Here is a 14,160-nt window from a genome sequence, read left to right as displayed (position 1 = left end):
GCCGTAGACGATCGCGCCGGACTGCCAGTTATAGCCGATCTGGGCGCCGCCGACGAACCTGCCGTCACCACCGCCAACGCCGCTCAGGACGCCGGAAGAGGCGGCCGTCGGTCCGTTGACGCCGATCTCGCCCGAGTCAGCCCAGCCCACGCCGGCGTTGAGACCGACATAAAGACCAGCCCAGGTGAACAGGGGCGCGTAGACGGGAGCGGGAGGCGGGGCGTGGCGGCTGGGAAGATCGGCCGCGAAGGCCGAGGTTGCCAGGCAGGTTGCCAGCACAGCAGTGGAAACGAGGCCTAGACGCATAGTACTCTCCTAGGGTGATTTCATTAGCCGATCCATAGCGTACGATGTTTTCAGCTGCGAAGTTGAATGATTGGTGACGCTGGCTGATCGAGGGGCCAGAAAATCACTGAGAGTGGCATTTGGGTCACTGGGTTGATACCAATGGCCACTCCTTATCTCCGTGCAAATTTCAGTCTTCGCCGCCATCCGCGGAGACAGCTATCGGCTCCGCGAAAATCGTCGCAGCGGCCTTTCGCAAAAGGCCGCTGCGACGCCTCAACCCGCAACCGCCTGAAAGGCAGTCGGCATGGGGGGCAGTTCTTCATGACGAAAAGGGGTCAGTTCTGAATGTCGCTGGACGCGGTCTGTTCCCGGAAGTGTTGCCTGGTTGATCCTCACGCGCAACAGCCGCCCGAGCGGAGCGGCTGTGTATGAAACCAGATGCTGCCGGTCGCCACGCTAATTGGCCCGACAGTTGTGCTCAGGCGCCTTACGGGCAGGGACCTGTGAAACGGCGACCGCTCGTGTCCTGGAAGATGCAGTTGTTCGGGGTCGTCGCCCGGCCGACCACCGCGCCGGCCACGCCACCTGCAACGGCACCGATAGCGGCCCCACGTCCGCCGCCCGCGATCCCACCGATGAGCGCACCACCGCCAGCGCCAATGGCGGCGCCGCCAAGCGTTCGGTGCGACCGAGACTCAGGGTTGCAGCCTGCGAGTAAAAGGCCGAGGCCGATAAAGCCGGCGACTGTGATCGAACGGATCATATTGGGGTCCTTGTTCAAGTCTGCGCGCGAATGCGAACGCATCAATCTATAGGCCAAGACGTCGGATCCGCCATCGCAGAGCGGCCGCGTCAGTCGGGAATTCCTGTGGATGCTCATCCGGTTTCCCCCGATAGCTGAAGCTGTGCGAAGAGCCCGCAACCCGGGGCGGATGGCGATACCCTGTTCGATCAAGGACGCCCGGATCTGGTTGACCGTCGCGGTCCGGCGCGAGACCAGCCGCGACCGGTGATAGGCCTGCAGGTCGAGTTCATCTTGTGTCTTCTCCCGCACCACCCGCAGGTTAGGACGCAGCGAGGCCTCCGCTATGGCCTCGGCGTCGTTGTAGTCGTTCTTCTGGCCCTTCGCGAAAGGTCTCCACATCATCGCGCCCGGCGGCGGCCTGTCGCCGGACGGCTGGCGATAGACTCGTGCCGGCCCGGCTGCGCAGGTCAACAAGGCCGGCCGGGACGATCACGCCACTGCGACGATCGAAACCACACAAATCTGAGGGTGCGACAATCTGCCAACCCTGCGCCACAATTCATCGCCGTGCGCTGGCGTCCGAAWATGACAAAGTTGGCCTAACTGTTGGCCTTTTACCGAAGTGTAATTKCTAATTACTTTATGTTTCAATTACTTAATCTTTTAATTTGCAGCCTTCTCCTGCACCACTCTTTCTCGCTTCGGCGTCAAAGAGTGGTGCAGTAACAAGGGTTTGGTTGACACCCGTTTTTACAGAACGGTTTCATGTCAGCGCCCATTTGATGCCGGCTCCTTTGCCAATTAAGGCCGGCCAGAACGTCTCAGCATCAAGCTTCGCAAAGCTCGCGGCGGAAGCGAGCGGCCAGCAGGTCGCGCTGCCGTTCGCGGTCGACAGCGGGCTGCACGGGCGATCCGCGCCCCGATTGCGGAAGCCAAGCCAGTCACTTCGAAACCAAAGCCTGCGATGACGAGGCATCCGCGACTCCATTCCGGCAGAGTCCCGAATCTCAGATACGTGGCCCCATAGCATCCTTGCTTGTGGCGCAGGTGAACGCACCATCACACGGGAGAGAAGACCCATGACCATCAAGCGTTCGATCCGCACACCGATCCAGAACCGCATCGTCGAAACGGGGAATCTCGTCTTTGTCGGTGGTGTCGTCGCCGACGACACCACACAGTCCATGGGCCCGCAGACCCAGAACATCCTCGGCAAGATCGAAGGCTATCTCGGCGAGGTCGGGCTCGATCGCAAGGCGATCGTCGCCGCGCAGATCTTCGTCACCGACCTCTCCCGGAAGAAGGAAATGGACGCCGCCTGGACCGGCTTCTTCGGTGACGAAATGCCGACCCGGGCGACCGTCGGCGTGGCCGATCTGGGTGGCGCCATGATCGAGGTCGTGGTCACTGCCGCGCGCTCCTGACGCGGCGCCTGTGGCGCTGATGCCGGATGAAATCAGACCGCCGGCCCATCAGGCCGCATCATGATTGCTGGTCACGAGATCCTCGACATAACGGCGGCGGTTCTCGGCCGTATTCGGCAGGCCTCGAGCCTCAAGCCAAGCCAGGAAGGGCCCTGGCCGGATCGTGACGATCTGCAAGGCCCGCCCTCTGGCGAGCCAGACGTTCATCACGGCCTCCGCGTTACTGCGCCAGTCCTCATAGCGCGGCGGCATCTCGGAGCGATCATGGGCGAGTTCCCATAGCAGCGGGAAATCCTCTGGTTCGTACCAGGGCATCGCCACGGCATAGTCTGAGACTGTAGGTTTCATGTGAAAGCCGACCATCCGCGCGCGGCGCGGGAACCGAGGGTGCAAACCTTCCGATCAGGGTCAACCAACTCACCTTCATGACACCGCTGGACATGATAAATGTCAAGCAAAGGCGGCGTTGCAAACGATTTTCGGGGCCTTCCCGCTTTCAAGGTGACACCTGTCAGAACCGCGGCGCGCGCTTCTGGAAAAAGGCCTGAATGCCCTCCCTGAAATCCGCCGTTCCGGCATTGGCCGTGAAGGCGCGTTTCTCCAGATTCAGCTGTTCGTCGAAAGTGCCTTCCATGGCTGCCTGGACGAGAGCCTTGCTCGACTGGTTGGCACCGAAACTGCCCTGGCTCAGGCGCCCGGCAATAGCCAGCGCCGCCTCCGCCAGCTCGCTGTCGGGCACCACCCGGTTGACGAGGCCGAGATGCAGCGCGGTCTCTGCGTCCATCGCTTCGTTGAGCAGCACGAATTCGAGCGCGCGCCGGGGGCCGAGCAGCCGCGCCAGCGACCATGTCGTTCCGCCGTCCGGATTGGTTCCGAGCTTCGTATAGGCCGAGAGGAAGCTCGCGCCCTGCGCAGCAATGACAATGTCGCAGGCCAGCGCCAGACCGACGCCGCCGCCCGCTACCGGCCCCTGGACCGCCGCTATCACCGGTTGCGGCATGGCCTTGATCAGACGCATCAGCGCATGGAAGCGGTCTATGAGCAGGCCGGCGGTTGCGGGCGCGTTCGCGAGATCGGCGTGGAAACGGGAGAGATCGCCGCCTGCCATGAAGGAACGGCCGGCTCCGGCGAGGACGACCGCCTTGATGGTCGAATCCGCCGCGATGGGCGCGAAAGCGGCCAAGAGAGCATCCGCCAGCGCCTCGTCCAGGACATTCAGCACCCTGGGCCGGTTCATGGTCACCGTCAGCACGGCGCCCTGCCTTTCGATCACGACCATCTCTTCGGAGATATTCTGCATAGTCCCGTCACTCTCCATGCAATGCCGCCGCCCACTCTGACTTGCCGGGACCATGAACTCCAGCAGAAGGGGTCTGCCTCCAACGCATCGATCAGGCCCCGATTTCTCTTGCGATCCGCCCTGGACCGGCGGATGACGGATCATCGTTCCCAGCTCACTTGACGAGGATCGCGGCGATGACGAGCCCCGCCGGCCAGGCACCCGAGGCTTCGACCGAAAACGAGGCCTTTCGCCCGCATACCTCGCATTGGGGCGTGTTCTCGGCGCGGATGAAGGACGGGCAGCTCGAAGTCCGCCCGCATGCCGGCGATCCCGACCCCAACGAGATCATCCAGAACTTCCCGGCGGCCCTGCGCCATCGCGCCCGCATCGCGCAGCCGATGGTGCGGCGCGGCTGGCTCGAAGACGGGCCGGGCCCGGACGACCGCCGCGGCCGCGACGAATACGTGCCGATGTCCTGGTCGGCGGTGCTCGACAGGCTGGCCGGCGAACTGCGGCGCGTGCGCGACGATCACGGCCCCGGCGCGATCTTCGGCGGCTCCTATGGCTGGGCCAGCGCCGGTCGCTTCCACCACGCACAAAGCCAGATCCACCGCTTCCTCAACACCTCGACCGGCGGCTATGTGCGCTCGGTCAACAGCTACTCCTCGGGCGCCTCCTCCGTCCTCGTGCCGCATATCATCGGCGACTACGAGGATCTGGTGAAACGCAACGTCTCCTGGGAGCAGATCGCCGAGCACAGCGAGATCGTGCTCGCCTTCGGCGGCATGGCGCTGAAGAACAGCATGGTCGCCGGCGGCAGCATCAGCCGCCATGTCGAGCGCGGCGCGATGGAGCGCGCGCAGGAGCGCGGCTGCGAGTTCGTGCTGGTCAGCCCGCTGCGGAGCGACCTGCCTGCCGAGGCCGGCGCCGAGTGGGTGGCGAACGTGCCGGGCAGCGACACGGCCCTCATGCTCGCACTCGTCCACACGCTCGTCGTCAACGGGCTGCATGACCGCGCCTTCCTCGACCGCTATACGGCCGGCTGGCCTGTGTTCGAGCGCTACCTGCTCGGCAAGAGCGACGAGCAGCCCAAGGATGCGACCTGGGCCGCGCCGATCACCGGCCTGCCGGCCGACGAGATCGTGGCGTTGGCCAGGCGCCTGCACGGCAAGCGCGCCCTGATCGTCGTGGCGCACGCCCTGCAGCGCGCCGCGCATGGCGAGCAGCCGGTCTGGATGGGCATGGTTCTCGCGGCAGCGCTCGGCCAGATCGGCCTGCCCGGCGGTGGCTATGGCTATGGGCTCGGCGCGATCGCCTATTACGGGCGGCGCTACAACTCCGTACCCATGCCGACGTTCTCGCAAGGCCGGAATCCGGTCAGCGACTACATCCCGGTGGCGCGCATTTCCGACATGCTGCTGAACCCGGGGACGACCTACCGCTACAACGGCCAGACCCGGACCTATCCCAAGATCAAGCTGGTCTACTGGGCCGGCGGCAACCCGTTCCACCACCATCAGGACCTGAACCGGCTGCGGCAGGCCTTCGCCCGGCTTGACACGCTCGTCGTCCACGAACTGGCCTGGACCGCAACGGCCCGCCACGCCGATGTCGTCCTGCCCTGCACGATGACGCTGGAGCGCGAGGATATCGGCGGCAACTCCAACGATCCGCTGCTGGTACCGATGCATCCGGTCGTCGCGCCCTATGGCGAGGCGCGCGACGACTACGCGATCTTTGCAGGCCTCGCCGAGCGGCTCGGCACCGCCGACGCCTTCACCGAGGGGCGCGACGTCCGGCAGTGGCTCGAACATCTCTACGAGCCGACGCGCGAGGCCCTGGCGGCGAAAGGGCTGCCGGCGCCGAGCTTCGCCGATTTCTGGGCGAGCGAGGGCTACGAGCTGCCGCAGCAATCCGACGATGGCGGCAAGCTGCGCGCCTTCCGCGCTGACCCGGCCGCCTCGCCCTTGCCGACCCCGAGCGGCAAGCTGGAAATCTTCTCCGAGACCATCGCGAGCTTCGGAGAGACGGACTGTCTCGGCCATCCGGCCTGGCTCGGTGCGACGAACGTTCCGGACGCAGCCAACCCCTATGTGCTCGTCGCGAACCAGCCCCGCACGCGCCTGCACAGTCAGTTCGATTTCGGCGGCCATAGCAGCGATGCCAAGCATCGCGGCCGCGAAGTCGCGCATATGCACCCGGACGACGCCGCCGCGCGCGGCATCGCCCACGGCGACATCATCCGCCTCTCGAACGAGCGCGGGGCGTGCCTTGCCGCGGTCCATGTCACCGACGGCATCCGCCGCGGCGTGATCCAGCTGCCGACGGGCGCCTGGTACGATCCCGTCGACCCGACCGACGACAAGCCGCTCTGCGTCCACGGCAATCCGAACGTGCTGACCCGCGATATCGGCACCTCGGCGCTGGCGCAGGGTTGCACCGGGCAATTGACGACGGTGCAGGTCGAGCGCTTCGACGGCAACCTGCCGCCGATCCAGGCCTATGACCCGCCGGGTTCGTCCGTGTCGGAGGCCGCTGAGTAGGTGCTGGCGGCATGAGCGCCATCTGATCCGGCCCTCTGGAAGGCGGCGGCGGATCGCGCGATAGCTGCCCGCCGAACCTGCCTTCAGCCTGCCGCGCGAGACCGCATGTCCCCGTCCTATGTCGACACCTATTATCGCCGTACCCTTGCTTCGGGTGAAAGCTACCCGCCGGCTGACGGGCAGATCAAAGCGGATATCTGCATCGTCGGCGGCGGGTTGGCGGGTCTGACCGCGGCGCTGGAGCTGGCGCGGGCCGGGCGTTCCATCGTGCTCCTGGAAGCCGAACGTGTCGCCTGGGGGGCTTCGGGGCGGAATGGCGGCTTCGTCAGCGCGGGATATGCGACTTCGCTCTCCGCCATCGAGCGCCAGGCAGGCCGTCAGCAGGCCGAGGAACTCTATCGCCTGACCATCGAGGGCGTCGACATCGTCCGGCGCAACATCGAAAGGCTCGGCATCGACGACGCCGCGCCTTCGCCGGGCATCATGCGGGCCTTACGCTATGACGGGGGCGCCGCGCTTCAGGCAGAGCGCGACGCTCAAGCGAAGCGCTTCGGTCGCAAGCTGCGCTATCTCCCGCGCGAGGAAACGCGCGAATTGCTGCGCTCGCCGAAATATCACGCCGCGCTCGCGGACGACGACGCCTTCCACTTCCATCCGCTCAACTATGCCCGCGCGCTCGCCCGCGAGATCGTCAGACTCGGCGGCGCGATCCACGAAGCATCGCCGGTCCTGTCCTGCGACCTCGCCGGGCCGGTGAAGCGCCTGCGCACGGCGCGCGCGACCATCGAGGCCGAGCAAGTGCTGTTCACCACGGGCGGCTACACCGGTGGACTGTTCGCGCCGCTGAAGCACGCCTACCTGCCGATCGCGACCTATGTGCTGCTCACGGAGGCGGCGCCGGAGCTGATCCGCGAGGCCATCCGCACCGGCGCCGGGGTGGGCGACGACCGGCGTGCGGGCGACTATTACCGGCTCGTCGAAGGCGGCAAACGCATACTCTGGGGCGGCCGGATCACGACACGCACGACAGAGCCGCGCGATGTCGCGGCGCTGCTGCGCCGCGAGATGGTCACGACCTATCCGCAGCTTTCGGGGCTGAAGGTCGAACTCGCCTGGTCGGGCCTGATGTCCTATGCGCGCCATCTGATGCCGCAGATCGGGCAGCATCGGCCGGGTGTCTGGTACTGCGCGGCCTTCGGCGGCCATGGCATGAACACCACGGCGATCGGCGGGACCGTCATTGCCGAGGCGATCCGGGGCGACAGCGACCGGTTCAAGTTGTTCACGCCCTTCGGCCTCGCCTGGAATGGCGGCCCGTTCGGCACGGCTGCCGTCCAGCTGACCTATTGGCGCTATCAGGCGGCCGATTTCCTGCGGGAGCGCCGGCAAGCTTCGCCGCGTCTCGATTGAGATAGTCGGTCGAATCGTAACGGCGCTCTTCAACAGTCGGGAAATAACTCCGCGCTAACGATGATTTGGCAGCGCTCCGTTCGCACGCCCGTATTGCGGCCGAAACGCGCTTCACAGTGCCCCGACGATGGAATGAATCATGAAGAGCCTGACGATACGCCGCCGTATCCTGCTCAGCTTCGCCGCAGTTCTCGCGGTGATGTCCGCTATCGCGGCGCTCTGCTATGTCTGGTTTCTGCAAACTGAACGCGAGGCGCTGGCCGTCGAGACCAAGACGGTCCCCGGCCTCTACTACAGCGCCCAGTTGACCACGGCATGGGCGGAGGCCGACGGCCTCAGCCATGAATTCCACCTTTCGGACACCGTGGCGGAAAGGAACCGCGTGAGCGAAGCCATCCTGACGAGCAGGGAGCGGATGCGCTCGCTGTTGAAGTCGTACGAGCCCACCATCGATTCCGAGCAGGACCGCAAGAACCACACCGAGGCGCAGCGCCTGTTCGAGCAGTTCGTTCCGGTCGAGGACGCGATGATCGCGGCCGCAAAGCTTGCGGCCAGCAACGGGCAGGCGATCGACCAGAGCGCGACGGTGAAGAACGAGATCGAGCCGCGCGCCGCCCGGCTGCGCACCGCGCTCCGGACGATGATGGACTTCAACAAGACCGAGGCCGACGAATCGACCCGCAATATCGTCCGCATCGTCCGCGCCGCCGAGTTCGGGTTGATCGTCGCATTCATCGTCGCGCTCGGCCTTGCCCTGCTGTGCGGCTACCTGCTGTTCCGGGCGATCACCGTGCCGCTCGGCAAGCTGCTCGGAATGGTCGAGATGATGCGGCGCGGCGATTTCAGCGAACGGCTCGCGCTATCTCGCCGCGACGAGTTCAGCACTGTCGCCGATGGCGTCAACGCGATGGCCGACGATCTGGCCGGGCTGATCGGCCAGATCCAGAAGTCGAGCATCCAGGTCAACACCTCGATCACGGAAGTCGCGGCGACCTCGAAGGAACAGCAGGCGACTGCCAGCGAGATCGCCGCCACGACGACGGAGATCGGCGCTACCGCCAAGGAAATCTCGGCGACCTCGAACGAGCTGGTGCGCACGATGGACGAGGTCTCTGGCGTCGCCGAGCAGACCGCGACGCTGGCCGGCGGCGGGCAGGCCGGGCTGGCGCGGATGGAAACCACGATGCAGCAGGTCATGGATGCGGCGGGCGCGATCAACGCCAAGCTCGCGATCCTCAGCGAGAAGGCCGGCAACATCAACCAGGTCGTCACGACCATCACCAAGGTCGCCGACCAGACCAACCTGCTCTCGCTCAACGCCGCGATCGAGGCGGAGAAGGCCGGACAATATGGCCGCGGCTTCGCCGTGGTGGCGACCGAAATCCGCCGCCTCGCCGATCAGACAGCGGTCTCGACCTACGACATCGAGCAGATCGTCAAGGACATCCAGTCGGCCGTCGCGGCCGGCGTGATGGGCATGGACAAGTTCTCGGAGGAGGTGCGGCGCGGCATGCAGGACGTCCAGCAGGTCGGCGGCCAGCTTTCGGAAATTATCGAGCAGGTGCAGGGCCTCGTGCCGCGCTTCGAGGTCGCCAACGAGGGCATGCAGGCGCAGGCGACCGGCGCGGGGCAGATCAGCGAAGCGCTGGGGCAGCTCAGCGAGGCCGCCCAGCAGACCGTCGAATCCCTGCAGCAATCCACCCTCGCGATCGACGAGCTGAACCAGGTTTCGGGCGGGCTGCGCAGCAGCATCTCGCGCTTCAAGCTGCGAGCGTAGCGGAAACCGGAACGGGGCCGACAGATGCTGTTCCTGATGTTCCAGCTAGGGCAGGATCGCTATGTGCTCGATGCCGCGCAGGTCGAAATGGTGCTGCCGCTGCTCTCGGCAAAGCAGTTGCCGGCTGCTCCCGCCGGGGTCATCGGCGCGATCAGCTATCACGGCACGCCGGTGCCGCTGATCGACCTTTCCCTGCTGGCGCTCGGGCGCCCGGCCGCGCCGGTGCTGAGCACGCGAATCCTCCTGCTTCGCTATCCGACGGGCCCGGGAGAGCATAAGCTCCTCGGGCTGGTCGCGGAGCGGGCCATCGAGACGACCAAGCGCGACCCCGCGGATTTCGTCGCCTCCGGCGTCGAGGCTGGAACGCCTCCCTATCTCGGACCGGTCGCTGCCGACGAGACCGGGCTCATCCAATGGATCAAGCCGGAGGCTCTGCTGCCGCCGGAAATCCGCGACATCCTGTTCCGGCAACTGACGGCAGAGCCGTGATGGAGAACAGTGCAGCCACCGGCGATTTCGAGCAGATGCTGCGGGACATGATCGGCCTGAGCACCGAAACGGTCGGAGCTTCCGTCATTCGCCACGCGCTGACACGGCGCATGACCGCTTGCGGACTGCCCAGCCTCGACGCCTATCGGAGCTATCTGGCCGGGAACAAGAGCGAGCGCCAGGAGCTGATCGACACGGTCATCGTGCCGGAGACCTGGTTCTTCCGAGATCGCGAAGCCTTCGCCGCCATGGTCCGGCACGCACGCGAGACAAAGCTCACAGACCGCCCCATCAGGCTGCTGAGCCTGCCCTGCTCGACCGGGGAAGAGCCCTATTCCATGGCGATGGCGCTGTTCGATGCCGGCTTCGGGCCAACGGATTTCGCGATCGACGCCATCGACGTCAGCAGCCGCAACCTCGCCCTGGCCGGGCGCGCGATCTATGGGAAGAACTCCTTCCGCGGCAGCGATCTGTCCTTCCGCGAGCGCTATTTCGAGGCGCTGAAGGCGGCTTCCGGCCGCACGAGATCGTGCGACGCCCGGTCCGCTTCTCGCTCGGCAACGTGCTCGACCCCACCAGGCCAATGGAGCGCGAGGCCTACGACATCATCTTCTGCCGCAACCTGCTGATCTATTTCGATCGGGAGACGCAGGCATCCGCCCTCGCAGCGCTCCGGCAGGCCTTGTCTGGCAAAGGCCTGCTTCTGGTCGGGCCGGGCGAGTCGGGCCTGCCTTCCCTGCATGGTTTCACATCGGCAAGGCTGCCACGCGCCTTCGCCTTCACGAAGGAAGCGCCCACGCCGGGCGCCACGGCCAGATCGCGTTCGGAAGCGAACGCGCCCGCAATTCGCAAGCTGCCGGCATCGACCGCCTCGAGCGCTCCCCCCAAACCGAAGCCTCGCCCCTTCGCAAGCCGAGCGACCATGGCGCCGAGCGCTCCGGCTTCGTCACCGGAAAGCGAGGCCGCGGGTCTTGCCGCCATCGAGAGCGCGGCCAATGCCGGACGCCTCGCCGAAGCCCGTGCGGCGGCCGAGCGCCATATCGCGGCCTTCGGCCCGTCGGCCGAGGTCTTCTATCTGCTCGGCCTCGCGCAGGACGCGGACGATGCCGAAGAGGATGCGGCGGGCAACTACCGCAAGGCCCTCTACCTCGCGCCGGACCACCGCCAAGCGCTGGCGCATCTGCGGTTGCTGCTGCAGCGCCGGGGAGACGAGGCGGGAGCGCGGGCCTTGGCTGACCGGCTCGACCGGCTGACGAAGAGGAGCGGAGCCTGATGTCCGCCACAGCCGACGTGAACACACCGCACGCCACAAGCAGCCTCGACAACGGGGGCCAGCCCGGTCCGGAAACCGAGACGTCGCGGCCTGGCCGCAACGGTGCTTCGCACGCGCAGATCGCCCGTCGGCTGCTGGATCGACCGCTGCCGCCGGGCTATCGCGAGGAGTGGACGCGGCTCTTCGCCCGGCCCGCGAGCGAGGAGGTGGATCACGACGCGCTCACCAGTGTCCTCATCTTCCGGCTCGGGACGGAATGGCTCGGCCTGCCGGCCGCGAGCTGCCAGGAGATCGCGGAGCCGCGCCCGATCCATTCCCTGCCTCATCGCCGCAGCGGCGCGGTGCGCGGCATCGTCAATGTCCGCGGGGAGCTGCTCGTCTGCGTTTCGCTGTCCGAGCTCCTCGGCATCGACACCGAGGCGGCACCGCGGGCCGGCGAGCGGATCACCGCCTTCCGCCGACTCGTCGTGATCGGCACCGCGGGCGGGCGCTCGGCCTTCGAGGTCGATGAAGTCCACGGGCTGCATACCTTCGACCGGCACGGCCTGGGCGCCGTTCCCGCCACGATCGGCAGGGCCGCGGCCAGCGTTGTCACGAGCGTGCTCCCGTGGAACGATCGGGCGGTGGGCTGCCTCGACGAGACCCGGCTGACCGAGCTGATCGACCGGAGCATCGCATGAGCGGCGAGGACTTCAGCGAGCTCTCCATGCTCGAGCTGTTCCGCGCCGAGCTCTCCTCGCAATCGCAGGCGCTGACGACCGGACTGCTCGCGCTGGAACGGGACCCGGTCTCGGCAGCTCATCTCGAAGCCTGCATGCGGGCCGCCCACTCGCTCAAGGGCGCGGCGCGGATCATCGACCTGACGCCGGCGGTGCGGGTCGCCCACGAGATGGAAGAGTGCCTGGTCGCGGCGCAGCGCGGAACGTTGCGCCTGAACCACGCCCATATCGACGCGCTGTTCAAGGGCATCGACCTGCTGACCGCCCTGTCTTCCGAGCGCGGGCCGGGCGAGGCCGAGGCCGAGCGCCGTATCGATCGGCTCATGCATGCGCTTCAGCAGGCCTCCGCGACGGGCGACGCGAATAGCCTCGTGCGCAGCGACGCGGAGGCTGCTCCCGCCCGCATCGACCGGAAAGCCACGACTCCATCCTCCGGAGAGCCGGCGCCATTGCCGGGCGATGGGCCGGGCAGCCGGATGGTCAGGGTCACGGCCGAGAGCCTGAACCGCCTCCTAGGGCTCGCCGGCGAGTCCCTGATGGCGTCACGGCGCCTGCGGCCTTTCAACGACGGTCTGCTGCGGCTGCGGCGGGTGCATGCCGATCTCGTCCGGAGCGTCGATGCCCTGCAGGCCGCAATGCCGGCCGCGACCAGCGATCCCCGCGCCCTGCTGGCGCTGGATGCCGTGCAGCTCAAGCTGCAGGAAAGCCAGGCGATCCTGGGCCAGCGGCTCGACGAGCTGGATGCCGTCGACCGGCAGGCGACGGACCTTGCCAGCCGTCTCTACGACGAGACGCTGGCAAGCCGGATGCGGCCCTTCGAGGATGGCGTCAGCCATTTTTCCCGAACCGTCCGCGATATCGGGCGGGCGCTCGGCAAGAGGGTGCGGCTCGACATCGTCGGCGGCGCGACCAGCATCGATCGCGACATCCTCGAACAGCTCGACGCGCCGCTCGGCCACCTGCTGCGCAATGCGATCGATCATGGGCTCGAAGAACCGGAGGAACGCGAAACCGCCGGCAAGCCGGCCGAAGGGATCATCCGGATCGAGGCGCGCCATCACGCCGGGCTTCTGCAGATCATCGTCACGGACGATGGTCGCGGCATCAATCTGGACGCCTTGCGGCAAGCCACCGTCGATCGCGGCTTCACCACGGCCGAGGCGGTGCACGATCTCAGCGAGGCGGAGCTGCTCGAATTCCTCTTCCTGCCGGGCTTCTCGATGAAGTCGACGCTGAGCGATATTTCAGGGCGCGGCGTCGGGCTCGATGCCGTTCAGGCGATGGTCCGCCAGCTGCGCGGCCAGGTGGAGATCAGCTCGCAGCTGGGGAGCGGCACCCGCTTCCAGCTCCAGTTGCCGTTGACGCTCTCGGTAATCCGAGCGCTCCTCGTCGAGATCGACGGCGAACCCTATGCCCTTCCGCTCGCGGGCATCGCGCGAGCGCTGCGTTTGCCGCGGGAGCACATCGCTTCCCTCGAAGGCCGGCCGCATTTTCGTTTCGACGACCGGCAGGTCGGGCTCATCACCGCCCATGAGATTCTCGGCCGCGGCGAGCCGCAATCCGCCGAATCCGATCTTGCCGTGGTCGTCGTCGGCCAAGGGAGCGATACCTACGCGCTGGTAGTCGACCGTTTCCTCGGCGAGCACGAACTCGTGGTGCGCCCGCTGGACGCGCGCCTCGCCAAGGTCAAGGACGTCAGCGCCGCCGCCTTGCTGGAGGACGGCTCGCCCGTACTGATCCTCGATGTGGACGATTTGGTCCGCTCGATGGAGAAACTGGTCTCCAGCGGCCCCATCAAGACGCTGGAGCACCGTCCGGTTCGCGCGGGGCAGAAGCAGCGCAAGCGCATCCTCGTCGTCGACGACTCGCTCACCGTGCGCGAGCTGGAGAGGAAGCTGCTCGACCATCGCGGCTTCGAGGTCGAGATCGCCGTCGACGGCATGGATGGCTGGAATGCTGTCCGCACCGGTTCGTTCGACCTGGTCGTGACCGATATCGACATGCCGCGCATGGACGGCATCGAGCTGGTGACGCTGATCAAGAAGGACAGCGGGCTGCGCAAGACCCCGGTGATGATCGTCTCCTACAAGGACCGCGAGGAGGATCGGCGCCGCGGGCTCGATGCCGGTGCGGATTACTATTTGACCAAGAGCAGTTTCCACGACGAGACTCTGATTCACGCCGTCGAAGATCTTATCGGCGAACCATGA

General features: G+C 66.5%; 10 protein-coding genes and 3 pseudogenes. 8 read left to right on the top strand and 5 right to left on the bottom strand.

What is annotated here, in order from left to right; all coding sequences use genetic code 11:
• The 3 genes and pseudogenes from AC1DVA_RS19455 to AC1DVA_RS19445 all read right to left on the bottom strand — a co-directional run.
• Positions 1-306: pseudogene (locus AC1DVA_RS19455) on the bottom strand (porin family protein); the annotation flags it as partial.
• 469 nt (positions 307-775) lie between these two features.
• Positions 776-1,051: a YMGG-like glycine zipper-containing protein gene (locus tag AC1DVA_RS19450; protein ID WP_476806957.1), complete on the bottom strand. Its 276-nt coding sequence runs from the start codon at positions 1,049-1,051 to the stop codon at positions 776-778.
• 141 nt (positions 1,052-1,192) lie between these two features.
• A pseudogene (locus AC1DVA_RS19445) lies at positions 1,193-1,426 on the bottom strand (IS110 family transposase); the annotation flags it as partial.
• Between the two features lie 686 nt (positions 1,427-2,112).
• Between AC1DVA_RS19445 and AC1DVA_RS19440 the strand changes: the two are divergent.
• Complete coding sequence (locus AC1DVA_RS19440; RefSeq protein WP_265051886.1) at positions 2,113-2,457, top strand: Rid family hydrolase; 345 nt, start codon at positions 2,113-2,115, stop codon at positions 2,455-2,457.
• A gap of 48 nt (positions 2,458-2,505) precedes the next feature.
• Here AC1DVA_RS19440 and AC1DVA_RS19435 read toward each other — a convergent pair whose 3' ends face one another.
• On the bottom strand, positions 2,506-2,805 hold the full coding sequence (locus AC1DVA_RS19435; RefSeq protein WP_265051885.1) for a hypothetical protein: 300 nt from the start codon (positions 2,803-2,805) through the stop codon (positions 2,506-2,508).
• A gap of 163 nt (positions 2,806-2,968) precedes the next feature.
• On the bottom strand, positions 2,969-3,757 hold the full coding sequence (locus AC1DVA_RS19430) for an enoyl-CoA hydratase/isomerase family protein (protein WP_476806955.1): 789 nt from the start codon (positions 3,755-3,757) through the stop codon (positions 2,969-2,971).
• A gap of 176 nt (positions 3,758-3,933) precedes the next feature.
• On the opposite strand from AC1DVA_RS19430, the gene AC1DVA_RS19425 reads away from it, so the two are divergent.
• From AC1DVA_RS19425 to AC1DVA_RS19395, 7 genes and pseudogenes are all read left to right on the top strand, one after another.
• On the top strand, positions 3,934-6,282 hold the full coding sequence (locus tag AC1DVA_RS19425) for a molybdopterin guanine dinucleotide-containing S/N-oxide reductase (RefSeq protein WP_476806954.1): 2,349 nt from the start codon (positions 3,934-3,936) through the stop codon (positions 6,280-6,282).
• A gap of 105 nt (positions 6,283-6,387) precedes the next feature.
• A complete protein-coding gene (locus AC1DVA_RS19420) occupies positions 6,388-7,692 on the top strand; it encodes an NAD(P)/FAD-dependent oxidoreductase (RefSeq protein WP_476806953.1) in 1,305 nt (434 codons plus the stop codon).
• Between the two features lie 139 nt (positions 7,693-7,831).
• The gene (locus AC1DVA_RS19415; RefSeq protein ID WP_476806952.1) at positions 7,832-9,469 is read left to right on the top strand and encodes a HAMP domain-containing methyl-accepting chemotaxis protein; all 1,638 of its coding nucleotides are present in this window, start codon (positions 7,832-7,834) and stop codon (positions 9,467-9,469) included.
• Between the two features lie 24 nt (positions 9,470-9,493).
• Positions 9,494-9,958 (top strand): chemotaxis protein CheW, encoded by a 465-nt coding sequence (locus tag AC1DVA_RS19410; protein ID WP_265051880.1) that lies wholly within the window; start codon positions 9,494-9,496, stop codon positions 9,956-9,958.
• A pseudogene (locus AC1DVA_RS19405) lies at positions 9,883-11,231 on the top strand (CheR family methyltransferase). The gene AC1DVA_RS19410 and the pseudogene AC1DVA_RS19405 overlap by 76 nt, the downstream one beginning before the upstream one ends.
• Entirely contained in the window at positions 11,231-11,911 is a 681-nt protein-coding gene (locus tag AC1DVA_RS19400; protein ID WP_476806951.1) for a chemotaxis protein CheW, read from the top strand. The pseudogene AC1DVA_RS19405 and the gene AC1DVA_RS19400 overlap by 1 nt, the downstream one beginning before the upstream one ends.
• A complete protein-coding gene (locus AC1DVA_RS19395) occupies positions 11,908-14,160 on the top strand; it encodes a hybrid sensor histidine kinase/response regulator (protein WP_265051877.1) in 2,253 nt (750 codons plus the stop codon). Before AC1DVA_RS19400 ends, AC1DVA_RS19395 begins: the two co-directional genes overlap by 4 nt.

Source organism: Allobosea sp. P4_C6, assembly GCF_056402015.1.
Note: the sequence above shows the minus strand (reverse complement) of the source record. Positions and strands in the feature narration are given on the sequence as shown.

Bases quoted from the DNA above. Each gene is read 5' to 3' on its own strand.
- AC1DVA_RS19450 (WP_476806957.1), bottom strand. From the start codon at position 1,051: ATGATCCGTTCGATCACAGTCGCCGGCTTTATCGGCCTCGGCCTTTTA.
- AC1DVA_RS19440 (WP_265051886.1), top strand. From the start codon at position 2,113: ATGACCATCAAGCGTTCGATCCGCACACCGATCCAGAACCGCATCGTC.
- AC1DVA_RS19435 (WP_265051885.1), bottom strand. From the start codon at position 2,805: ATGAAACCTACAGTCTCAGACTATGCCGTGGCGATGCCCTGGTACGAA.
- AC1DVA_RS19430 (WP_476806955.1), bottom strand. From the start codon at position 3,757: ATGCAGAATATCTCCGAAGAGATGGTCGTGATCGAAAGGCAGGGCGCC.
- AC1DVA_RS19425 (WP_476806954.1), top strand. From the start codon at position 3,934: ATGACGAGCCCCGCCGGCCAGGCACCCGAGGCTTCGACCGAAAACGAG.
- AC1DVA_RS19420 (WP_476806953.1), top strand. From the start codon at position 6,388: ATGTCCCCGTCCTATGTCGACACCTATTATCGCCGTACCCTTGCTTCG.
- AC1DVA_RS19415 (WP_476806952.1), top strand. From the start codon at position 7,832: ATGAAGAGCCTGACGATACGCCGCCGTATCCTGCTCAGCTTCGCCGCA.
- AC1DVA_RS19410 (WP_265051880.1), top strand. From the start codon at position 9,494: ATGCTGTTCCTGATGTTCCAGCTAGGGCAGGATCGCTATGTGCTCGAT.
- AC1DVA_RS19400 (WP_476806951.1), top strand. From the start codon at position 11,231: ATGTCCGCCACAGCCGACGTGAACACACCGCACGCCACAAGCAGCCTC.
- AC1DVA_RS19395 (WP_265051877.1), top strand. From the start codon at position 11,908: ATGAGCGGCGAGGACTTCAGCGAGCTCTCCATGCTCGAGCTGTTCCGC.